Origin of the sequence: Streptomyces sp. NPDC000229 (assembly GCF_040300825.1) — a bacterium.
Lineage (GTDB): Bacteria > Actinomycetota > Actinomycetes > Streptomycetales > Streptomycetaceae > Streptomyces.
This window is the reverse complement of record NZ_JBEPEL010000047.1, coordinates 36,792-56,389: the sequence shown is the minus strand read 5'-3', so window position 1 is coordinate 56,389 and position 19,598 is coordinate 36,792. Positions and strand designations below refer to the sequence as shown.

General features: G+C 72.1%; 19 protein-coding genes. 11 read left to right on the top strand and 8 right to left on the bottom strand.

Annotated elements, in window-relative coordinates; translation table 11 throughout:
• Window positions 1–248: 248 nt before the first annotated feature.
• Window positions 249–1,418 (bottom strand): xylose isomerase, encoded by a 1,170-nt coding sequence (xylA, locus tag ABT360_RS22245; protein WP_351819141.1) that lies wholly within the window; start codon window positions 1,416–1,418, stop codon window positions 249–251.
• A gap of 87 nt (window positions 1,419–1,505) precedes the next feature.
• Between xylA and xylB the strand changes: the two genes are divergently transcribed.
• From xylB to ABT360_RS22230, 3 genes are read left to right on the top strand one after another with little or no spacing between them, the layout of a single operon-like run.
• Window positions 1,506–2,945: a xylulokinase gene (xylB, locus tag ABT360_RS22240; protein WP_351819139.1), complete on the top strand. Its 1,440-nt coding sequence runs from the start codon at window positions 1,506–1,508 to the stop codon at window positions 2,943–2,945.
• Window positions 2,942–5,209 carry an alpha-xylosidase gene (gene yicI / locus ABT360_RS22235; RefSeq protein ID WP_351819136.1) on the top strand — a complete coding sequence of 756 codons (2,268 nt, stop codon included), beginning with the start codon at window positions 2,942–2,944 and terminating at the stop codon, window positions 5,207–5,209. Before xylB ends, yicI begins: the two co-directional genes overlap by 4 nt.
• Complete coding sequence (locus ABT360_RS22230) at window positions 5,206–6,135, top strand: RluA family pseudouridine synthase (protein WP_351819133.1); 930 nt, start codon at window positions 5,206–5,208, stop codon at window positions 6,133–6,135. Before yicI ends, ABT360_RS22230 begins: the two co-directional genes overlap by 4 nt.
• Here ABT360_RS22230 and ABT360_RS22225 read toward each other — a convergent pair.
• The 4 genes from ABT360_RS22225 to ABT360_RS22210 form a co-directional block, all read right to left on the bottom strand.
• Complete coding sequence (locus ABT360_RS22225; RefSeq protein WP_351819130.1) at window positions 6,119–6,748, bottom strand: MBL fold metallo-hydrolase; 630 nt, start codon at window positions 6,746–6,748, stop codon at window positions 6,119–6,121. The genes ABT360_RS22230 and ABT360_RS22225 overlap by 17 nt on opposite strands.
• On the bottom strand, window positions 6,748–7,833 hold the full coding sequence (locus ABT360_RS22220; protein WP_351819127.1) for an S-(hydroxymethyl)mycothiol dehydrogenase: 1,086 nt from the start codon (window positions 7,831–7,833) through the stop codon (window positions 6,748–6,750). The genes ABT360_RS22225 and ABT360_RS22220 overlap by 1 nt, the downstream gene beginning before the upstream one ends.
• Window positions 7,834–7,972: 139 nt before the next feature.
• Window positions 7,973–9,439: an amino acid permease gene (locus ABT360_RS22215; protein ID WP_351819124.1), complete on the bottom strand. Its 1,467-nt coding sequence runs from the start codon at window positions 9,437–9,439 to the stop codon at window positions 7,973–7,975.
• Window positions 9,440–9,644: 205 nt separating this feature from the next.
• Window positions 9,645–10,346 (bottom strand): FadR/GntR family transcriptional regulator, encoded by a 702-nt coding sequence (locus ABT360_RS22210; protein WP_351819121.1) that lies wholly within the window; start codon window positions 10,344–10,346, stop codon window positions 9,645–9,647.
• Between the two features lie 142 nt (window positions 10,347–10,488).
• On the opposite strand from ABT360_RS22210, the gene ABT360_RS22205 reads away from it, so the two are divergent.
• The 4 genes from ABT360_RS22205 (at window position 10,489) to ABT360_RS22190 (ending at window position 13,336) form a co-directional block, all read left to right on the top strand.
• On the top strand, window positions 10,489–10,998 hold the full coding sequence (locus tag ABT360_RS22205) for a gluconokinase (RefSeq protein ID WP_351819118.1): 510 nt from the start codon (window positions 10,489–10,491) through the stop codon (window positions 10,996–10,998).
• 26 nt (window positions 10,999–11,024) lie between these two features.
• A complete protein-coding gene (locus ABT360_RS22200) occupies window positions 11,025–12,422 on the top strand; it encodes a GntT/GntP/DsdX family permease (protein WP_351819115.1) in 1,398 nt (465 codons plus the stop codon).
• 63 nt (window positions 12,423–12,485) lie between these two features.
• Window positions 12,486–12,911: an ASCH domain-containing protein gene (locus ABT360_RS22195; protein WP_351819113.1), complete on the top strand. Its 426-nt coding sequence runs from the start codon at window positions 12,486–12,488 to the stop codon at window positions 12,909–12,911.
• Between the two features lie 56 nt (window positions 12,912–12,967).
• The gene (locus ABT360_RS22190; RefSeq protein ID WP_444852303.1) at window positions 12,968–13,336 is read left to right on the top strand and encodes a nuclear transport factor 2 family protein; all 369 of its coding nucleotides are present in this window, start codon (window positions 12,968–12,970) and stop codon (window positions 13,334–13,336) included.
• A gap of 91 nt (window positions 13,337–13,427) precedes the next feature.
• Here ABT360_RS22190 and ABT360_RS22185 read toward each other — a convergent pair whose 3' ends face one another.
• On the bottom strand, window positions 13,428–15,086 hold the full coding sequence (locus tag ABT360_RS22185; protein WP_351819108.1) for an FAD-binding dehydrogenase: 1,659 nt from the start codon (window positions 15,084–15,086) through the stop codon (window positions 13,428–13,430).
• Window positions 15,087–15,171: 85 nt separating this feature from the next.
• On the opposite strand from ABT360_RS22185, the gene ABT360_RS22180 reads away from it, so the two are divergent.
• From ABT360_RS22180 to ABT360_RS22170, 3 genes are read left to right on the top strand one after another with little or no spacing between them, the layout of a single operon-like run.
• Entirely contained in the window at window positions 15,172–15,702 is a 531-nt protein-coding gene (locus tag ABT360_RS22180; protein ID WP_351819105.1) for an NUDIX hydrolase, read from the top strand.
• Window positions 15,699–16,091, top strand: coding sequence for a YidH family protein (locus ABT360_RS22175; protein ID WP_351819102.1), 393 nt, complete (start codon window positions 15,699–15,701; stop codon window positions 16,089–16,091). Before ABT360_RS22180 ends, ABT360_RS22175 begins: the two co-directional genes overlap by 4 nt.
• Complete coding sequence (locus ABT360_RS22170) at window positions 16,091–16,411, top strand: DUF202 domain-containing protein (protein ID WP_351819100.1); 321 nt, start codon at window positions 16,091–16,093, stop codon at window positions 16,409–16,411. The genes ABT360_RS22175 and ABT360_RS22170 overlap by 1 nt, the downstream gene beginning before the upstream one ends.
• Before the next feature lie 457 nt (window positions 16,412–16,868).
• On the opposite strand, the gene ABT360_RS22165 is transcribed toward ABT360_RS22170, so the two are convergent.
• Complete coding sequence (locus ABT360_RS22165; protein ID WP_351819097.1) at window positions 16,869–17,804, bottom strand: NADP-dependent oxidoreductase; 936 nt, start codon at window positions 17,802–17,804, stop codon at window positions 16,869–16,871.
• Between the two features lie 106 nt (window positions 17,805–17,910).
• Between ABT360_RS22165 and ABT360_RS22160 the strand changes: the two genes are divergently transcribed.
• Window positions 17,911–18,207 (top strand): hypothetical protein, encoded by a 297-nt coding sequence (locus tag ABT360_RS22160; protein WP_351819094.1) that lies wholly within the window; start codon window positions 17,911–17,913, stop codon window positions 18,205–18,207.
• A gap of 19 nt (window positions 18,208–18,226) precedes the next feature.
• Here ABT360_RS22160 and ABT360_RS22155 read toward each other — a convergent pair whose 3' ends face one another.
• Window positions 18,227–19,516: a glucarate dehydratase family protein gene (locus ABT360_RS22155; RefSeq protein WP_351819092.1), complete on the bottom strand. Its 1,290-nt coding sequence runs from the start codon at window positions 19,514–19,516 to the stop codon at window positions 18,227–18,229.
• Window positions 19,517–19,598: the final 82 nt, after the last annotated feature.

Below are 19,598 nucleotides of genomic sequence, written 5' to 3'. Positions count from 1 at the left end.
CCGCACCGCGAGTCACAGCCCGGGGAAATCCGGCCCGCAGTCGGCGTACGACCGGGGTGTGGCCGTGCAGGGTCGCCCCCGCAGAGGTTGGCGGCGTCGGGTGGGCTCCGAACCGTCGAGACCCAAGGCCGCCGGCCTCGAGGAGGTGAGCCCGGAGGGGCCACACCCCCACCCACCGGCAGAAACCGCTGGGCCGGGGCGCAGCACCCGCCCGGAGGGGCCGCACCCCACCCGCCACCGGGGGTCGGTCAGCGGGTGGCCAGGAGGTGTTCGAGGGCCAGCTGGTCGAGGCGTTCGAAGGACATGGAGCGGGCGGCTGCGGCGGTCACGTCGAAGGTTTCGTAGGCGGAGGGGTCGGCCAGCAGGGAGGTGAGGCCGTCTTCGGCGGTGGGGCGGGCGAGGGCGGGGAGGCGGGAGGCCGTGAGGGCGGCCTGGACCTCCGGGTCGGCGCGGAAGGCGGCGGCGCGCTCCTTGAGGATCAGGTAGTTGCGCATGCAGTTCTTCGCGGACTCCCAGACGCCGTCGACGCCGTCGGTACGCACCGGCTTGAAGTCGAAGTGGCGGGGGCCGTCGTAGCCCGCGCTCTCCAGCAGGTCGACCAGCCAGAAGGCCTGGCGGAGGTCGCCCGCGCCGAAGCGGAGGTCCTGGTCGTACTTGATGCCGGACTGGCCGTTGAGGTCGATGTGGAAGAGCTTGCCCGCCCACAGGGCCTGGGCGATGCCGTGCGGGAAGTTGAGGCCCGCCATCTGCTCGTGGCCGACCTCCGGGTTGACGCCGAAGAGTTCCGGGCGTTCCAGGCGCTCGATGAAGGCGAGGGCGTGGCCGACGGTGGGCAGGAGGATGTCGCCGCGGGGCTCGTTGGGCTTGGGCTCGATGGCGAAGCGGAGGTCGTAGCCCTGGCTCGTGACGTACTCGCCCAGGAGGTCGAAGGCTTCCTTCATGCGGTCCAGGGCCGCCCGGACGTCCTTCGCCGCGCCCGACTCGGCGCCCTCGCGGCCGCCCCAGGCCACGTACACCTGCGCGCCCAGCTCCACCGCCAGGTCGATGTTGCGGATCGTCTTGCGCAGGGCGTAGCGGCGGACGTCACGGTCGTTGGCGGTGAAGGCTCCGTCCTTGAAGACGGGGTGCGTGAAGAGGTTGGTGGTGGCCATCGGCACTTTCATGCCGGTGCGGTCCAGGGCGTCGCGGAACCGTTTGACCGCCGCCTCGCGCTCGGCGTCGGAGGACCCGGAGGGGATCAGGTCGTCGTCGTGGAAGGTCACGCCGTACGCGCCGAGACCGGCCAGGCGCTCGACCGATTCGACGGGGTCGAGGGCGGGGCGGGTCGCCGTGCCGAAGGGGTCGACACCCTGCCAGCCCACGGTCCACAGCCCGAACGTGAACCTGTCCTCGGTGGTGGGAATGAAGCGTTCCGACATGTTCCGGCCTCCGGGTCTATTTGTTTTCTCACATTACTAATACGCTACGGATGCCCATCGGCCAAGAGACTCGGAAGAGGTGCGAGGATGCCGTCGCCCCCGGCCGTCATCGGCGTGGACAGCTCCACCCAGTCCGCCAAGGCGGCCGTCGTGGACGCCGCCTCCGGGCGGATTCTCGGCATGGGCCGGGCCGCCCACACGGTGTGCGGCGAGGCCGGGGCGCGCGAGAGCGACCCGGAGCAGTGGTGGCGGGCGCTCACCGAAGCGGTCGCCGGGGCCCTGGAGGGGCTCGACGCCCGCGCGGTCACCGGCATCGCCGTCGCCGGCCAGCAGCACGGCCTGGTCGTCCTGGACGCCTCCGGCCACCCGCGCCGCCCCGCCCTGCTGTGGAACGACACCCGCTCCGCACCCCAGGCCGCCGCCCTCACCGAGAAGCTCGGCGCCGACGGCTGGCTCGCCCGGACCGGCTCCGTACCGGTGGCGTCGATGACGGCCGCCAAGTGGCAGTGGCTGCGCGAGCACGAGCCCCGTACCGCCGAGGCGGCCGCCGCCGTGCGCCTCCCCCACGACTTCCTCACCGAGCGGCTCGGCGGGACGGCCGCGACCGACCCCGGCGACGCGTCGGGCACCTGCTGGTACAACACCGCGACCGGGGCGTACGACCCCGGCCTGCTCGACCTGCTCGGGCTGGACCCCGCCCTCCTCCCGGCCGTCGCCCCGACCGGCGCCACCCGGGTCGGCTCGCTGACCGCCACGGCGGCCGAACGGCTGGGCCTGCCGGAAGGCATCGCCGTCGCCGCGGGCACCGGGGACAACATGGCCGCCGCCGTGGGCCTCGGGCTGGGCGGCCGGGGCCTGCTCGACCACCCGGTGGTCTCCCTCGGCACGTCCGGCACCGTCTTCGCGGCCACCCGCACCCGGCCCGCCACGGCCGCCCTCGCGGGCTTCGCCGCCACCGACGGCACCCACCTCCCCCTCGGCTGCACGCTCAACTGCACGCTCGCCGTCGACAAGGTGGCCGCGCTGCTGGGCCTCGACCGCGAGGACGCCGTCCCCGGGGGTGAGGCCGTCCTCCTGCCGTACCTCGACGGAGAACGCACCCCCGACCTTCCGGGCGCGTCCGGGCTGCTGACCGGACTCCGCCACGCCACCACCCGGCAGCAGCTCCTGGGCGCCGCGTACGAAGGCGCCGTGTTCACGGTCCTGCGGGCCCTCGACGAGCTGCCCCGCACGGGCGAGGACGTGGCGCTGCGGCTGATCGGCGGCGGAGCCCGGGGGCGTACGTGGGTGGAGACCGTGCGCCGCCTCTCCGGGCGGCCCGTCGTCCTGCCCCGTACCGCCGAACTCGTCGCCGTCGGTGCCGCCGCCCTGGCCGCGGGCGCGGTGACCGGGGAGGACCCGGTGGCCGTCGCGACCGCCTGGGGCGGCGGCGAGGGTCGGACGCTGCCTCCCGTCGAACGCGACCGTGCCGCCTGGGACCGGATCGCCGCCGCACTGCCCGCCCTCGGCTCCCTGGGGTCCCGATGAAGTTCACCGACGGCTTCTGGCTCATGCGTGACGGCGTGCACGTCTCGTACGCCACCGAAGTGCGCGATCTCCATGTCGGCGGCGACCGTTTCACCGCCTACGCGGCGGTCAGGCGTGTGGAGCACCGCGGCCACACCCTCAACGCGCCCCTCATCACGGTGGAGTGCTTCTCCCCCGCCGAGGGCGTCATCGGGGTCCGCGCCACCCACCACGCGGGGAAGGCTCGCCACGGCCCCGACTTCGCGCTCTCCGGCGGGAGCCCCGTGGCGAAGACCCGGCGCGACGGTTCGGTGACCGAGCTGACGAGTGGGCCGCTCACCGTGCGCCTGGACCGCGACGGGCCATGGGGGCTCACCTTCCTGGACGCCGAGGGGCGGCGGCTGACCGCCGTCGAGGCCAAGGGGACGGCGTTCGCCACGACGGCCGGCGGCGCGCACCACATGGTGGCGCAGCTCGCGCTGGGCGTCGGCGAGTACGTCTACGGGCTCGGCGAGCGGTTCACGCCGTTCGTGAAGAACGGGCAGAGCGTGGACATCTGGCAGGCGGACGGCGGGACCAGCAGTGAGCAGGCGTACAAGAACGTCCCGTTCCACCTCTCCTCGCGCGGTTACGGCGTCTTCGTCAACCACCCGGGCAGGGTGTCGTACGAGCTCGGCTCGGAGTCGGTCGGGCAGGTGCAGTTCAGCGTCGAGGACCAGTCTCTGGAGTACTACGTCGTCGCCGGGCCGACCCCCAAGGAGGTCCTCGCCCGCTACACGGCGCTGACCGGGCGGCCGGCGCTGCCGCCGGCGTGGTCGTTCGGGCTGTGGCTGACGACGTCGTTCTGCACGCCGTACGACGAGCGGACGGTGACCTCGTTCGTGGACGGCATGGCCGAGCGGAACGTCCCGCTGTCGGTGTTCCACTTCGACTGCTTCTGGATGCGCGAGTACCAGTGGTCGGATTTCCGCTGGGATCCGGATACTTTTCCGGATCCGGAGGGGATGCTGGCCCGGCTCAAGGAGCGGGGTCTCAGGATCAGCCTGTGGATCAATCCGTACATCGCCCAGAAGTCGGCGCTGTTCGAGGAAGGGGCTCTCCATGACTACCTGGTGCGCAGACCCGACGGTGACATCTGGCAGTGGGACCTGTGGCAGGCGGGGATGGCGCTGGTCGACTTCACGAACCCCGATGCCCGTGCCTGGTACCGGTCGAAGCTGAAGGCGCTGCTCGACCAGGGCGTGGACTGCTTCAAGACGGACTTCGGCGAGCGTGTCCCGACCGATGTGGTGTGGCACGACGGCTCCGACCCGGAGCGGATGCACAACTACTACACGCACCTGTACAACGAGTGCGTCTTCGAACTGCTGGAGGAGGAGCGGGGCGCCGGGGAGGCGGTGCTGTTCGCGCGGTCGGCGAAGGCGGGCGGCCAGCGGTTCCCGGTGCACTGGGGCGGGGACTGTTTCGCCTCGTTCGAGGCCATGGCGGAGTCGCTGCGGGGCGGGCTGTCGCTGTCCCTGTCCGGGTTCGGCTTCTGGAGCCACGACATCGGGGGGTTCGAGGGCACGCCCGAACCGGAGGTGTTCAAGCGGTGGCTGGCCTTCGGGCTGCTGTCGTCGCACAGCCGGCTGCACGGCAACATGTCGTACCGCGTGCCGTGGGAGTTCGGCGACGAGGCGGTGGAGGTGGCCCGCCGGTTCACCGAGCTGAAGCACCGCCTGATGCCCTACCTGTACGGGGCGGCCGTCGAGGCGCACCGCGAGGGGACGCCGCTGATGCGGCCCATGGTGCTGGCGTTTCCCGACGACCCGGCCTGCCGGACGCTGGACCGTCAGTACATGCTCGGCCCCGATCTGCTGGTCGCGCCGGTCTTCTCGGTGGACGGCGAGGTCGAGTTCTACGTGCCCGAGGGGGTGTGGACGCACCTGCTGACCGGCGGGACGGTGACCGGGCCGGGCTGGCGGCGCGAACACCACGGGTTCGACAGCCTGCCGCTGTACGTGCGGCCGGGCGCCGTGCTGCCGCTGGGCGCCGACGACCAGCGCCCTGACGGCGACTGGCTGGAGGGACTGACGCTGCTGGTCACCCCTGGGCGCGGGCACCGGCCTGTGACGGTGCCGGACCACGGCGGCGCCCCGGCCGCCACGTACACGGTCGTACGCGAGGGGCGGGCGCTGCGGGTGACGGCGAGCGGGACGGACCGGCCCTTCCGGGTGCGGGTGGTCGGCGCCGGGTCCGCCCGGGGCGCGGGCGAGGTGACCGTACCGCTTACCGTGGGTGAGTGAGACGCAGGACCAAGGCCCCGGCGGCCCCGCTTCCGCAGCGTGCCGGCATCGACCCGGTACGGCTGCGGCTGCCCGCCGACCCGGACGGGGCGTGGGGATCCGTCCGGGACCATCTGCTGGGGCGGTACGCGGCGGCCATCGGCGCCGAGCGGGTGGACGCGATGCTGGCGGAGGGGCGGTTCGTCGGAGCGGACGGGCGACCGGTCGGTGCGGAGGAGCCGTACACACCAGGGCGGTACGTGTGGTTCCACCGGGACTTCCCGGACGAGGAGCGGGTGCCGTTCGAGGTGGGGATCGTCCACCGGGACGAGCGGATCGTGGTCGCCGACAAGCCGCACTTCCTGGCGACGACGCCGCGCGGGCGGCACGTCACGGAGACGGCGCTGGCGCGGCTGCGGCGTGACCTGGACCTTCCCGAGCTCCAGCCGGCGCACCGGCTGGACCGGCTGACGGCGGGGCTCGCGCTGTTCGTCGTACGGCCGGAGGACCGGGGCGCGTACCAGACGCTGTTCCGGGACCGGCGGGTGCGCAAGGAGTACGAGGCGGTGGCCGCGTACGCCCCCGAGCTGGCCCTGCCCGTGACCGTGCGCAGCCGGATCGTGAAGGAGCGGGGGGTGCTCGCGGCGCGTGAGGAGCCCGGTGAGCCGAACAGCGAGAGCCTCATCGAGCTGCTGGAGCACCGGGGCGGGCTCGGCCGGTACCGGCTGGTGCCGGCGACCGGCCAGACCCACCAGCTGCGGGTCCACATGGCCCGGCTGGGCGTGCCGATCCTGCACGACCCGCTGTATCCGGTCGTACGGGAGGACGGGCCGGAGGACCACTCGCGTCCGCTGCAACTGCTGGCGCGGACGCTGGAGTTCACCGACCCGGTCACGGGCGCCCCGATGCGGTTCACCAGTCGGCTGGCGCTCAGTGGCCTCGGGTGATCCACTCCTGGAGGTGCGGGGCCTCGGCTCCGATCGTGGTGGTGTCGCCGTGTCCCGTACGGACGACCGTGTCCGGTGGAAGGGTGAGGAGCCGGTCGCGGATCGAGTCGATGATCGTCGGGAAGTGGGAGAAGGACCGGCCGGTGGCGCCCGGGCCGCCGGCGAAGAGGGTGTCGCCGGTGAAGACGGTGCCCAGGTCGGGCGCGTACAGGCAGACCGCGCCGGGCGCGTGGCCGGGGGTGTGCAGGACGGTGAGGTCGGCGCCCGCGATGGTGAGGGTCTGGCCGTCGGCGAGTTCCCCGTCGGGGTAGCCGTCGGGGTGCGTCTGCTTCCACAGCGGCAGGTCGGCGGGGTGGAGGAGGATGCGGGCGCCGGTGGCGGCGGCGAGCGCCGGGGCCGCGTCGATGTGGTCGTTGTGGGCGTGGGTGCAGACGATGGCCCGCAGCGTGCGGCCGTCGAGGGCGGCGAGGATGGCGTCGGCGTCGTGCGCGGCGTCGATGACGATCGCCTCGGCGCCGTCCCCCACGATCCACACGTTGTTGTCGACGTCCCAGGTACCGCCGTCCAGGGTGAAGGTGCCGGAGGTGACGAGGTGCTGGATACGCGCGGTCATCAGAAGACCACCACCGAGCGGAGGACGTCGCCCTCGTGCATCCGCGCGAACGCCTTCTCGACGTCGCCGAGACCGATCGTCTCGGTGACGAAGGCGGCCAGGTCGATGCGGCCCTGCTGGTGCAGGTCGACGAGCATCGGGAAGTCGCGGGAGGGCAGGCAGTCGCCGTACCAGGACGACTTGAGCGCTCCGCCGCGCCCGAAGACGTCGAGCAGCGGCAGCTCCAGCTTCATCTCGGGGGTCGGTACGCCGACGAGGACGACCGTGCCGGCGAGGTCGCGGGCGTAGAACGCCTGCCGGTACGTCTCGGGCCGGCCGACCGCCTCGATGACGACGTCGGCGCCGAACCCGTCGGTGAGGTCCCGGATCGCCTCGACGGGATCGGCGGTGCGGGAGTTGACGGTGTGGGTGGCGCCCATCGACCGGGCGGTGGCGAGCTTCCGGTCGTCGATGTCGACGGCGATGATCCGCGCGGCGCCCGCCAGACGGGAGCCCACGATCGCCGCGTCGCCGACGCCTCCGCAGCCGATGACGGCGACGGAGTCGCCCCGGCCGACCTGGCCGGTATTGATCGCCGCGCCGATGCCGGCCATCACGCCGCAGCCCAGCAGACCGGCGACTGCCGGGGCCACGGACGGGTCGACCTTGGTGCACTGACCGGCGGCGACCAGCGTCTTCTCGGCGAACGCCCCGATGCCGAGCGCCGGCGACAGCTCCGTGCCGTCCGTCAGGGTCATCTTCTGCGTGGCGTTGTGGGTGTCGAAGCAGTACCAGGGCCTGCCGCGCCGGCAGGCCCGGCACTTCCCGCAGACGGCCCGCCAGTTCAGGATCACGAAGTCGCCGGGCGCCACGTCGGTGACACCGTCGCCGACCGACTCGACCACGCCGGCGGCCTCGTGGCCGAGGAGGAAGGGGAAGTCGTCGTTGATGCCGCCCTGCTTGTAGTGCAGGTCGGTGTGGCACACCCCGCACGCCTGGACCTTCACGACGGCTTCGCCGGGGCCGGGATCCGGGACGATGATCGTCTCCACCCGCACGGGTTGGTTCTTCCCCGGGGCAACGACCCCTGTGACCTGCTGCGCCATCGCGGCTCTTCCCTTCGTCGCGCGGATGTCCGGCACCACTATTCCGGTCGCGGGTGCCCTCCGGGGTGGATATTCGGCCGCATACGCGAAGCCCCCGCCGGACGGGTGTCCGGCGGGGGCTTCGTGCGTACCCGGTGGGTCAGTCCTGCGACTGCGAGGCCGCCAGCACGCCCACCCGCTTGCGGACGGCGAACCAGCCGCCGACGAGCAGGAGCGCGATGACCGGGACGAGGTTGACGGTCGTCCGGCCGATGCCGCCGCCGTACCACATCAGGAACAGGACGGTGGCGAGGAAGACCAGCGTCACGATCTGGGTGTACGGGGCCCAGGGCAGCTTGTAGGAGGGGCGGGTGACCCGGCCGTCCTTGGAGCGGAACCAGAACAGCAGCGAGCAGAGCATGATCATGCCCCAGGTGCCGAGGATGCCGATGGAGGCGAGGTTCAGCACGATCTCGAAGGCCTCGCCGGGCATGACGTAGTTCAGGCCGACACCGAGGACGCCGAAGGCGGCGGTGAGCAGGATGCCGCCGTAGGGCACCTGGCCCTTGTTCATGCGGGCGGTGAACTTGGGCGCGGAGCCTGCCATGGCCATGGAGCGCAGGATGCGGCCGGTGGAGTACAGGCCGGAGTTCAGGCTGGACAGGGCGGCGGTGAGGACGACCAGGTTCATGATGCCGGCCGTGCCCGGGATGCCGAGCTTGTCGAAGACGGTGACGAAGGGGCTCTGGTCGCCGGAGAAGGAGGTGTACGGCAGCAGCAGCGCCAGCAGGACGACCGAGCCGACGTAGAACAGGCCCACGCGCCACATGATCGAGTTGATCGCCTTCGGCATGATCTTCTCGGGGTTCTTGGTCTCACCGGCGGCGACGCCGACCAGCTCGACGGAGGCGTAGGCGAAGACGACGCCCTGGACGACCATCAGCATCGGCAGCATGCCCATCGGGAAGATGCCGCCGTTGTCGGTGATGGTGGCCAGGCCCGGGGTGTGACCGCCGACCTCGTGCTGGGTGGCCACCAGGAAGATGCCGACGCACATGAAGATCACCAGCGCGGCGACCTTGATGATCGCGAACCAGAACTCCATCTCGCCGAAGTACTTCACCGAGATCAGGTTCGCGGTGAGGACGACGGCGAGGGCGATCAGGGCGAGGATCCACTGCGGGACGTCGCTGAACATGGCCCAGAAGTGGGCGTAGGTCGCGGCCGCGGTGATGTCGGCGACGGCGGTGGTCGACCAGTTCAGGAAGTACAGCCAGCCGGCCGTGTAGGCGCCCTTCTCGCCCATGAACTCACGGGCGTAGGAGACGAAGGCGCCGGAGGACGGGCGGTAGAGCACCAGCTCACCGAGGGCCCGGACGACGAAGAAGGCGAAGACGCCGCAGACGGCGTACGCGATCGCGAGGGAGGGGCCCGCGCCCGCCAGGCGGCCACCGGCGCCGAGGAAGAGGCCGGTGCCGATCGCGCCACCGATGGCGATCATGTTGACGTGGCGGGACTTGAGGTCCTTGCTGTAACCGGCGTCACCGGCGTCGATGTGGGGGGCGCCCGTCGCCGCCGGGGAACCGGGGCTCAGGGTGTCGGCCGCAGGCATGGTGCGGTCACTCATCTAAGAATCGCCTTTGTGAGGGGTCGTGCGGTATCAGCCAGCCGTACGTGGGTGATGAAGGTGGTCACCGCGGCATGAAGGCCAGGGCACATAGTCACGGCTGCACCGGCGTTTTGGCTGTGGCCTATGTCACGTACGGGCTGATCTGAGGTGTTTTTGAGGTTACCGACTGGTTAATCAGCAATGAGCAGCTTAAGGGGTGCGGCTACGGCGCGAGGACATCGAGCTCCCGCAGCGCCCCCGCGGCGATCTCCCTGGTCAGCTCCTCGGCACGGACCGCGTCCCGGGCCCGGACGGCCTCGGCGACCCGGACGTGGAGCGTGACGGCGGCCGGGTCGGGATCCTCGAACATCACCTGGTGGTGGGTGCGGCCGGTGAGGACCTCGGCGACCACGTCGCCGAGGCGGGCGAACATCTCGTTGCCGGAGGCGTTCAGGACGACACGGTGGAAGGCGATGTCGTGGACGAGGTACGCCTCCAGCTGCCCACCGCGCGAGGTGGCGACCATCCCGAGGGCCTGCTCGGTGAGCTCCCGGCACTGTTCGGGGGTGGCACGGGTGGCGGCGAGGCCGGCGGCGACGGGTTCGACGGCCGAGCGCAGCACGGTCAGCGAGCGGAGCTGGCGAGGGCGGTCGGTGCCGGCCAGCCGCCAGCGGATGACGCGCGGGTCGTAGACGTTCCACTGCTCGGTGGCGCGCACGGTCACGCCGACGCGGCGTCGCGACTCCACGAGGTGCATGGATTCCAGGACGCGCACCACCTCGCGGATCACCGTGCGTGACACCTCGAACCGCTGGGCCAGCTCGTCGGTGCGCAGCACACTGCCCGGCGGGTACTCCCCGGCGGTGATGGCGAGGCCCAGGGTGTCCAGCACATGCGTATGCAGCCCCTGTGCCTGTGTCGTCATGTGCATAGCGTAACCGTCTAAAAAGTATGACTTTTATGTCACAGACTCTTGAATACGTCGTACCCGATGGGTTTCAGTGTCCGGCGACGGATGCCGCAGTGGCGTCCGGGTCGATGTCGAGGAAGACAGCGAGGCACCACCCATGCAGCAACCTCCAGTCGTCGTCGTGATGGGCGTGGCGGGCACCGGCAAGACCACCATCGGTCCGCTGGTGGCCGAACGTCTCGGCGTGCCCTACGCCGAGGGCGACGACTTCCACCCCGAGGCGAACATCGCCAAGATGTCGGCCGGCGCCCCGCTGGACGACGACGACCGGTGGCCCTGGCTCGACGCGATCGGCCGGTGGGCGCACGGGCGGTCGGACCTCGGCGGAGTGGTGAGCAGCTCGGCGCTGAAGCGGGCGTACCGCGACCGGCTGCGGGCGGCCGCTCCCGGCGTCGTCTTCCTGCATCTGACCGGCGACCGGACGCTGATCGAGGAGCGGATGGCCGCGCGCAAGGGGCACTTCATGCCCACCGCCCTGCTGGACTCGCAGTTCGCGACCCTCCAGCCGCTCGGGGACGACGAGGCCGGTGTGGCCGTCGACGTGTCCGGCACCCCCGAGGACATCACCGACCGGGCCGTCGCCGCGCTGCGCCGGCTCGCTCCCTGACCCACCCGACCCCGAGGACTCCCCCTGTGACCAGTCTCAACGTCGAGATGCTGGCAGCGGACGCCACCGAGCCGATCACCTCGGCCGGCAACGCCCAGCTGGGCATCGCCGTCCTGGCGGGCATCGCCGTCATCGTCCTGCTCATCACCAGGTTCAAGCTGCACGCCTTCCTGGCGCTGACCATAGGCTCGCTCGGGCTCGGCGCGTTCGCCGGTGCCCCGCTCGACGCGACGATCGCGTCGTTCACCAAGGGCCTGGGCTCGACCGTCTCGGGCGTCGGTGTGCTCATCGCCCTCGGGGCGATCCTCGGCAAGCTGCTCGCCGACTCGGGCGGCGCGGACCAGATCGTCGACACCATCCTCGCGAAGGCGGGCGGGCGCGCCATGCCGTGGGCGATGGTGCTGATCGCCTCGGTGATCGGGCTGCCGCTGTTCTTCGAGGTCGGCATCGTGCTGCTGATCCCCGTGGTGCTGATGGTCGCCAAGCGCGGCGGCTACTCGCTGATGCGGATCGGTGTGCCGGCGCTGGCCGGTCTGTCCGTGATGCACGGCCTGATCCCGCCGCACCCCGGCCCGCTGGTGGCGATCGACGCCGTCGGGGCCGATCTGGGGGTGACGCTGGCCCTGGGCATCCTGGTCGCCATCCCGACCGTGATCATCGCCGGTCCGCTGTTCTCCCGGTACGCGGCGCGGTGGGTGGATGTGCCGGCTCCCGAACGCATGATCCCGCAGCGGACGTCGGACGACCTTCAGCGGCGGCCGGCCTTCGGCGTCACCGTGGCGACCGTCCTGCTGCCCGTGGCGCTGATGCTGGTCAAGGCGCTGGTGGACATCGTCGTCGACGACCCGGAGAACCACGTCCAGCGGGTGACCGACGTCATCGGCTCGCCGCTGATCGCGCTGCTCGCCGCGGTGCTGGTGGGCATCTTCACGCTGGGCCGGGCGGCCGGCTTCACCAAGGAGCGGATCTCCTCGACCGTCGAGACGTCGCTCGCCCCGATCGCGGGCGTCCTGCTGATCGTCGGCGCGGGTGGCGGCTTCAAGCAGACGCTGATCGACGTGGGCGTCGGCCAGATGATCCTGGACTTCTCCGAGGACTGGGCGATCCCGGCGCTGCTGCTGGCCTGGCTGATCGCGGTGGCGATCCGGCTGGCCACCGGCTCGGCGACCGTCGCCACCATCTCGGCGGCCGGACTGGTCGCTCCGCTGGCGGCCGACATGTCGACGTCGCACGCGGCGCTGCTGGTGCTGGCGATCGGCGCGGGTTCCCTCTTCTTCAGCCATGTCAACGACGCCGGGTTCTGGCTGGTGAAGGAGTACTTCGGGATGAACGTCGGGCAGACGATCAAAACCTGGTCGGTGATGGAGACGATCATCTCGGTCGTCGGGATCGTGTTCGTGCTGTTGCTTTCCCTGGTGCTGTAGCGCACCGGTTGCCGCGACTTATTGCGTCGCAAGCGGGGCGGCAGGTTGCCAGACTGTCGCCCCATGACCGACACCGAGCAGCTCAAGCCCTGTCTGTTGGCCTTCCCCGGGCCGTTGCGCGACCGTCTGGTCGCCGCCGTCCTCTCCGGCGAGAAGGTCTCGACGACCGGCCTCCTCGCCGAGTACGAGGCGGAGAACGAGGAGTTGCCGGAGATCGGCGAACGTTCGGCGCTCATCGACTCGGACGGCCGCGAGGTGGCGGTGGTCGAGGTGACGGAGGTGCGGGTGCTCCCGCTCGGCGAGGTGGACCTGCAACACGCGCTCGACGAGGGCGAGGGGTACACGTCGGTCGCCGAATGGCGGGCGGGCCACGAGGAGTTCTGGCACGGTGCCGAGATGCGCGAGGCGCTCGGGGACCCGGACTTCACGGTCGACGACACCACCATGCTGGTCGCCGAGCGGTTCCGGGTCGTGGAGCGGCTGCGGTGACCGGCGTCGACGAGGCCGTCGCGGGCGAACTGCGGCTCCTCGACCCGGCCGTACGGATGTCGCGGACCGAGGCGGCGCGGCTGTTGCACCCGGACTTCGTGGAAGTCGGCGCGTCCGGGCGGCGGTGGAGCCGGGACGAGATGCTCGCCGCACTGCCGGGGATGGCGGGCGGCGACCCCGGCGAGGAGTGGTACGAGGTGTCCGGTATGACGGGCGTCCCCCTCGCCCCGGGCCTGGTGCACCTGACGTACGAGACGGTCGTGGAGGCCCGCCGGGTCCGGCGCAGCTCCTTGTGGCGCCGGGACCCGGACTCCGGGGGCGCCTGGCGGCTGTACTACCACCAGGGGACGCCGGTGCCGGAGGACACGCCCTGGGGTGCGGTGCGCCGTTGGGCCGAGGGCCGCAGGAGTGAGGAGGAATCATGACCGCGTACGGAGGCGACCGTGCCTCCGGCGGAGTCGTCGTTCCTCTACGGCGCACGCGCGTTCCGCCGGGAGCCCGGGGAACGGCCGCTCCCTAGGAGCCGACCGCCCTCGCCGCCGCCCTGCCCGCCGCGCGGCCGGAGAAGAGGCAGCCGCCGAGGAAGGTGCCCTCCAGGGAGCGGTAGCCGTGGACGCCTCCGCCGCCGAAGCCGGCCGCCTCGCCCGCCGCGTACACGCCGGGCAGGGGGGTGCCGTCGGCGGTCAGGACGCGGGAGGACAGGTCGGTCTCCAGGCCGCCGAGCGACTTGCGGGTGAGGATGTTCAGGCGCACGGCGACCAGCGGGCCGGCCTTGGGGTCCAGGATGCGGTGCGGAGTGACCGTACGGATCAGCTTGTCGCCGAGGTACTTGCGGGCGCCGCGGATCGCCGTCACCTGGAGGTCCTTGGTGAACGGGTTGGCGATCTCCCGGTCGCGGGCGGTGATCTCGCGGCGCAGCTCGCCCTCGTCGATCAGCGGTTCCTTGGTGAGCGCGTTCATGCCGCGCACCAGGGACGGCAGGTCCTTCTCGATGACGAAGTCGACGCCGTGGTCCATGAACGCCTTGACCGGTCCGGGGACGTCGGCGCGGGCGCGGTCCAGGACGCCGCGGACGGACTTGCCGGTGAGGTCCGGGTTCTGTTCGGAGCCGGAGAGGGTGAACTCCTTGCCGATGATGCGCTGGTTGAGGACGAACCAGGTGTAGCCGTGCCCGGACTTCATGATGTGTTCGAGGGTGCCGAGCGTGTCGAAGCCGGGGAAGAGCGGGACGGGCAGCCGACGGCCGTGCGCGTCCAGCCACAGGGAGGACGGGCCGGGCAGGATGCGGATGCCGTGCCGGGCCCAGATGGGGTTCCAGTTCTCGATGCCCTCGGTGTAGTGCCACATCCGGTCGCGGTTGATGTGGTGGGCGCCGGCCGCCTCCGCGATGCCCAGCATCAGGCCGTCGACGTGGGCGGGCACGCCGGAGAGCATCTTCTCCGGCGGGGTGCCGAGCCGCTCGGGCCACTGGGCGCGGACGAGGTCGTGGTTGCCGCCGATGCCGCCGGAGGTGACGATCACGGCCTGCGCCCGGTACTCGAAGGCCCCCGTGACCTCCCGGCCGCTGGCCGTGCCGCGCTCGGCGCCGGACGGCTCCAGGATCTCGCCGCTGACGGTGTCGACGGCGCCCGCGGTGCGGCCGAGACCGGTGACGCGGTGCCGGAACCGCAGCCGTACGAGGCCCCTGGCGACGCCCGCGCGCACCCGCCGTTCGAAGGGGGCGACCAGGCCCGGTCCGGTGCCCCAGGTGATGTGGAAGCGCGGCACCGAGTTGCCGTGGCCGGTGGCGTCGTAGCCACCGCGCTCGGCCCAGCCGACGACGGGGAAGAAGCGGACGCCCTGCCGGTGCAGCCAGGCCCGCTTCTCGCCGGCCGCGAAGTCGACGTACGCCTCGGCCCACTTGCGCGGCCAGTGGTCCTCGGGGCGGTCGAAGCCGGCGGTGCCGAGCCAGTCCTGGAGGGCGAGGGCGTGGCTGTCGCGGATGCGCATCCGGCGCTGCTCGGGCGAGTCGACGAAGAACAGGCCGCCGAAGGACCAGTGCGCCTGGCCGCCGATGGACTGCTCCGGCTCCTGGTCCAGGAGGATGACGCTGCGCCCGGCGTCGACCAGCTCGGCGGTGGCGACCAGGCCGGCGAGGCCCGCCCCGATCACGATCACATCAGCGTCGTAGGCCATGGTCCTCATCCTTGTCGGCAGGGTGTACCGATCTTCGGTACGCGGCGGTAACACGTCAACAGGCGGGCGGTGATTTCATGGCGGCATGAAGTCACCCGCCGAAGAGATCCTGGACGTCGTCGACGAGCACGACGAGGTGGTGGCGCGGCTGCCGCGCGGCGAGGTGTACGCGCGGGGCCTGCGCCACCGCTGTGTGTTCGTCCTCGCGCGGGACGCCGAGGACCGGGTGTTCGTCCACCGCCGCACGGCGACCAAGCTGGTCTTCCCGTCCCTGTACGACATGTTCGTGGGCGGTGTCGTCGGGGCGGGCGAGAGCTACGACGACGCGGCGCTGCGGGAGGCGGAGGAGGAGCTGGGTGTACGCGGGCTGCCGCGGCCCACGCCGCTGCTGAAGTTCCTGTACGAGGACGGCGGCGGGCGCGGCTCGTGGTGGTCGGCCGTGTACGAGGTGCGGTGCACGCTGCCGGTGGACCCCCAGGTGGAGGAGGTGGCGTGGCACGCGTTCCTGCCGGAGCCGGAGCTCCGGGCGCGGCTCGGCGAGTGGGATTGGGTGCCGGACGGGCTGGCGGCGTACGAAAGGCTGCGCGAGCACCACGCCGGTAAGCTGATCATGTGAGCGAATTCGTGCGGGGTCTGCGGCTGTGGTTCGCGCCGCAGCGGATCCGGGAAGAGGGCGAGACGCCCGACTACCGGTTCTCCCTCGCCAATGAGCGCACGTTTCTGGCCTGGATCCGTACCGCGCTGGCGCTCGTCGGCGGCGGGTTCGCGGTGGACCAGTTCCTGCCGGGCCTGCGCTGGGGTGTCCGGGTGGGGATGGCGCTCGCGCTGCTCGCCGCGGGGGCGCTGTGCGCGCTGCGGGCGGTGAACCACTGGGTGCGCTGCGAGCGGGCCATGCGGCGTGACGAGGACCTGCCCGTCAGCCGCTTCCCGACTGTGCTGAGCCTGGCCGTGGGGCTGGTCGCCGGCGCGATGGTGGTGGTGGTCCTGTTCGGCTGGAGCCGCTGATGGCGGGTGGTCCGCCGGACGTCCGCGACCCGGGGCTCCAGCCGGAGCGGACGCGGCTGGCGTGGCGGCGTACGACGCTGTCGGCCACCGTCGCCGCGGTGCTCGCCGCCAAGCAGGCCGTGCACGACGAGGTCACGGCGGCGGGGCTGGTGGGCACGGGGCTGTCGCTGCTGGTGTGGCTGGGGTTTCTGGGGGTTGCGCACCGACGGATGCGGACGCTCAGCGCGGCGCGGCCGGGGGCGATGACGCCGCGCGGGGCGGTGACGGCGGCGGCGTGCACGGTGGCGCTGGCCGCGTTCGCCGTGGCGGTGGTGGTGTGACCGCCTGGGGCGTGCCTGATCGCGGGGCCGGGGGCGACCGCCTGCTCGGCCGGCGTCTCTTCCTCGGCCGGGCGGTGGGCGCCCTGGCCGGGGCCACCGCCCTGGGCACCGTCGGACACGGCATGTCCGTGGCGCTCGGCGACCCCATGGTCAAGCGCGTACCGGTCACCCTGTCGAAGGTGGACACGCGGCCGGCCGGTCTGCGCATCGCCGTGGTCAGCGACATCCACCCGGGCCCCCTGCTCGGGCGTTCCCCCACCGAGCGCATCGTCCGCATGGTCAATGAGCTCCAGGCCGGCCTGGTGACGATCGTCGGCGACCTGGCCGACGGCACCGCCGCCCAACTCGGCCCCGCCGCCCGTCCCCTGCGGGGGTCTGGAGTCGCGGTACGGCGGTTTCTTCGTCACCGGGAACCACGAGTAACTGCGCGCCCCCGTCCGGTGACGCCCCACCGGCGTCAGTGGCCGGAGTCCACGGTGACGACGACCTTGCCGTGCAGGCCGCCCTCCCTGTGGGCGCGCTGGGCGGCGGCGGCCTGCTCCAGGGGGAACGTCCTGGCGACCCGTACCGTCAGGGCGCCCTGCTCCACCAGCTCGGCGAGCGCCGTCAGGTCCGCCGGGTCGGGGCGTACCCAGTAGTAGTGGCCGCCCAGACCGGTCACCTCGCCGTCCGCGACGGACGCGAGGCGGCCCTCTGGGGCGAGCAGGTGGGCCGAGTCCTTCAGGACCTGGCCGCCGACCGTGTCGAGCGCGGCGTCGACGCCGTGCGGGGCGAGGTCCTTGACGCGGCGGGGGAAGCCGTCGCCGTACGCCACCGGCTCGGCCCCGAGCTCGCGCACCCGGTCCTGGCCGTCGTCGCGGGCCGCTCCGATGACGCGGGCGCCGAGGTGCCGGGCGATCTGGACGGCCATCGAGCCCACGGCGCCCGTCGCGGCGTTCACCAGGACGGTGTCGCCCGGCCGGACGCGCAGCGCCCGGTGCAGCACCTGGTAGGCGGTGAGCCCGGCCAGCGGCAGGGCCGCCGACTCCTCGAAGCCCAGGTTGCGCGGCTTGCGCGCGAGGGTGCGGACGGGCGCGGCGACGTACTCGGCGAAGGTGCCGTGGCACAGGACGTCCTCGCGTACGTACCCCATCACCTCGTCCCCGACGGCGAACTCGGGAACGGACACCCCGGGCTGGACGACGACGCCGGAGACGTCCCAGCCGGGGATCACCGGGAAGACGGCGTCGAAGGAGGTGTCGAGGTACCCGGCCTGGGCCTTCCAGTCGACCGGGTTGACGGCCGCCGCGCGTACGCTGACCAGCACCTTGTCCGGGCCCACCTTGGGGTCGGGGCGGTCGCCGAACTCGAGGACCTCCGGGCCGCCGTACCGGCTGTAGCTGATCGCCTTCATGGTCCGACCCTCCGGCCCGCTCCGCCCACCCGCAAGCCGAAACGGATCAGGCCCGACAAAAAGGACTAGCCTGGAGGTGTTGTCGACACACGCCGGAGGTCCCGCGATGACCGCCCTCCATCAGGAACACTCCTCGCACGCCCACATCCACGGACCGGCCTGCGGACACCAGGCCATGGTCCACAACGACCACCTCGACTACGTCCACGACGGGCACCTGCACCGGGAGCACTCCGGGCACTGGGACGAGTGCGAGCCGGGCGAGCACATCGCCCACAGCGGTCACACCCACGAGCACGGCGAGAACTGCGGGCACCCGGCCGTCGCGCACGGCGACCATCTCGACTATGTGCACGAAGGGCACCGGCACGCCGCGCACGACGGCCACTGGGACGACCACTGAACGTCTTCACTGGACGTCTTCACCAGCGCGGGACGGCCGGGACGACCCACTCCGGGTCCGCGCGCCGCATCGCCGCCGCGTCGTCGCGCTCGCGCATCGTGCCGTCGTCGTCGAGCCAGCGCCGGTGCAGGGCGGCGAGCCGCTCGCGGTCGAGTTCGACGCCGAGGCCGGGCGCGTCGGAGACGGCGAGCCGGCCGCCCTCGAAGACATGGCGGGCGGTGATGACGTCCTCGGTCTGCCACGGGTAGTGGCTGTCGCAGGCGTGGTCCAGGTTGGGGACGGTCGCCGCGACGTGGGTCATGGCGGCGAGGCTGATCCCGAGGTGGGTGTTGGAATGCATGGACAGGCCGACGCCGTACGTCCGGCAGATCGCCGCCAGTTCCCGCGTCCGGTGGAGGCCGCCCCAGTAGTGGTGGTCGCAGAGCACCACCTGGACGGCGTCGCGGGCGAAGGCCCCGGCGATCTCGGGGAAGGTCGTCACGCACATGTTGGTCGCGAGGGGTACGTCGGTGCCGGCGGCCACCTCGGCCATGCGGTCGGTGCCGCTCGCCGGGTCCTCCAGGTATTCGAGGACGCCGCCGAGCCGCCGCGCCACGTACAGGGAAGTCCCCACGGACCAGGCGCCGTTGGGGTCCAGGCGCAAGGGCCGGCCGGGGAAGGCCTCGGCCAGCGCGCGGACGGCGGCGATCTCCTGGTCCGGCGGGAAGACACCCCCCTTGAGCTTGAAGGAGCGGAAGCCGTGGTCGGCGACGAGGCGCCGGGCCTGGGCGACGATGCCGGCCGGGTCGAGGGCGGCGCCCCAGTCGTCCTTCGCGCCGCCCGCCGGGTGCTCGGCCCAGCGGTAGAAGAGGTACGCGCTGTAGTCGACGGCGTCGCGGACCTTGCCGCCGAGGAGGGCGTGCACCGGCAGGCCGAGGGTCTTGCCGAGCGCGTCCAGGCAGGCGACCTCGAACCCGGAGACCACGGAGAGTCGCAGCTTGCCGGCGGTACGGACGCCCCGCAGCCCGCCGGCGTCGACGCCCGCCTCCGGAGCCGGTGAGCCGCCGCACACCCGCTCGGCGAGGTGGTGCAGTCCGTTCACATGGGTGACCGAGTGGCCGGGGAGCGCCTCGGCGAGGGGGCGGGCGAGGTCCAGGTACGTGCCGTCGCCGTAGGTTTCGCCGACGCCGGTGACGCCGCTCCGGGTGGTGACCTCCACGATGAGGCGGGGGGTGTAGGGCTGGTGAACGCCCTGGATGTTGAGGAGGGGCGGGTCGGCGATGAGGATCGGGGTGAGCCGGACGTCGTCGATCAGCAGCGCGGTATCCATAGGTGAACCCTATTCAGCCGCGTAACCCCGGAGCCAGACTCGCGCAGCCGGTTTCCGGTCCGGCACTGGACGACATACCGAC

Excerpts from the sequence above, each read along its gene's own strand:
- xylA (WP_351819141.1), bottom strand. The coding sequence starts at position 1,418 with ATGTCGGAACGCTTCATTCCCACCACCGAGGACAGGTTCACGTTCGGG.
- xylB (WP_351819139.1), top strand. The coding sequence starts at position 1,506 with ATGCCGTCGCCCCCGGCCGTCATCGGCGTGGACAGCTCCACCCAGTCC.
- yicI (WP_351819136.1), top strand. The coding sequence starts at position 2,942 with ATGAAGTTCACCGACGGCTTCTGGCTCATGCGTGACGGCGTGCACGTC.
- ABT360_RS22225 (WP_351819130.1), bottom strand. The coding sequence starts at position 6,748 with ATGACCGCGCGTATCCAGCACCTCGTCACCTCCGGCACCTTCACCCTG.
- ABT360_RS22220 (WP_351819127.1), bottom strand. The coding sequence starts at position 7,833 with ATGGCGCAGCAGGTCACAGGGGTCGTTGCCCCGGGGAAGAACCAACCC.
- ABT360_RS22215 (WP_351819124.1), bottom strand. The coding sequence starts at position 9,439 with ATGAGTGACCGCACCATGCCTGCGGCCGACACCCTGAGCCCCGGTTCC.
- ABT360_RS22210 (WP_351819121.1), bottom strand. The coding sequence starts at position 10,346 with ATGACGACACAGGCACAGGGGCTGCATACGCATGTGCTGGACACCCTG.
- ABT360_RS22205 (WP_351819118.1), top strand. The coding sequence starts at position 10,489 with ATGCAGCAACCTCCAGTCGTCGTCGTGATGGGCGTGGCGGGCACCGGC.
- ABT360_RS22195 (WP_351819113.1), top strand. The coding sequence starts at position 12,486 with ATGACCGACACCGAGCAGCTCAAGCCCTGTCTGTTGGCCTTCCCCGGG.
- ABT360_RS22190 (WP_444852303.1), top strand. The coding sequence starts at position 12,968 with ATGTCGCGGACCGAGGCGGCGCGGCTGTTGCACCCGGACTTCGTGGAA.
- ABT360_RS22185 (WP_351819108.1), bottom strand. The coding sequence starts at position 15,086 with ATGGCCTACGACGCTGATGTGATCGTGATCGGGGCGGGCCTCGCCGGC.
- ABT360_RS22180 (WP_351819105.1), top strand. The coding sequence starts at position 15,172 with ATGAAGTCACCCGCCGAAGAGATCCTGGACGTCGTCGACGAGCACGAC.
- ABT360_RS22170 (WP_351819100.1), top strand. The coding sequence starts at position 16,091 with ATGGCGGGTGGTCCGCCGGACGTCCGCGACCCGGGGCTCCAGCCGGAG.
- ABT360_RS22165 (WP_351819097.1), bottom strand. The coding sequence starts at position 17,804 with ATGAAGGCGATCAGCTACAGCCGGTACGGCGGCCCGGAGGTCCTCGAG.
- ABT360_RS22160 (WP_351819094.1), top strand. The coding sequence starts at position 17,911 with ATGACCGCCCTCCATCAGGAACACTCCTCGCACGCCCACATCCACGGA.
- ABT360_RS22155 (WP_351819092.1), bottom strand. The coding sequence starts at position 19,516 with ATGGATACCGCGCTGCTGATCGACGACGTCCGGCTCACCCCGATCCTC.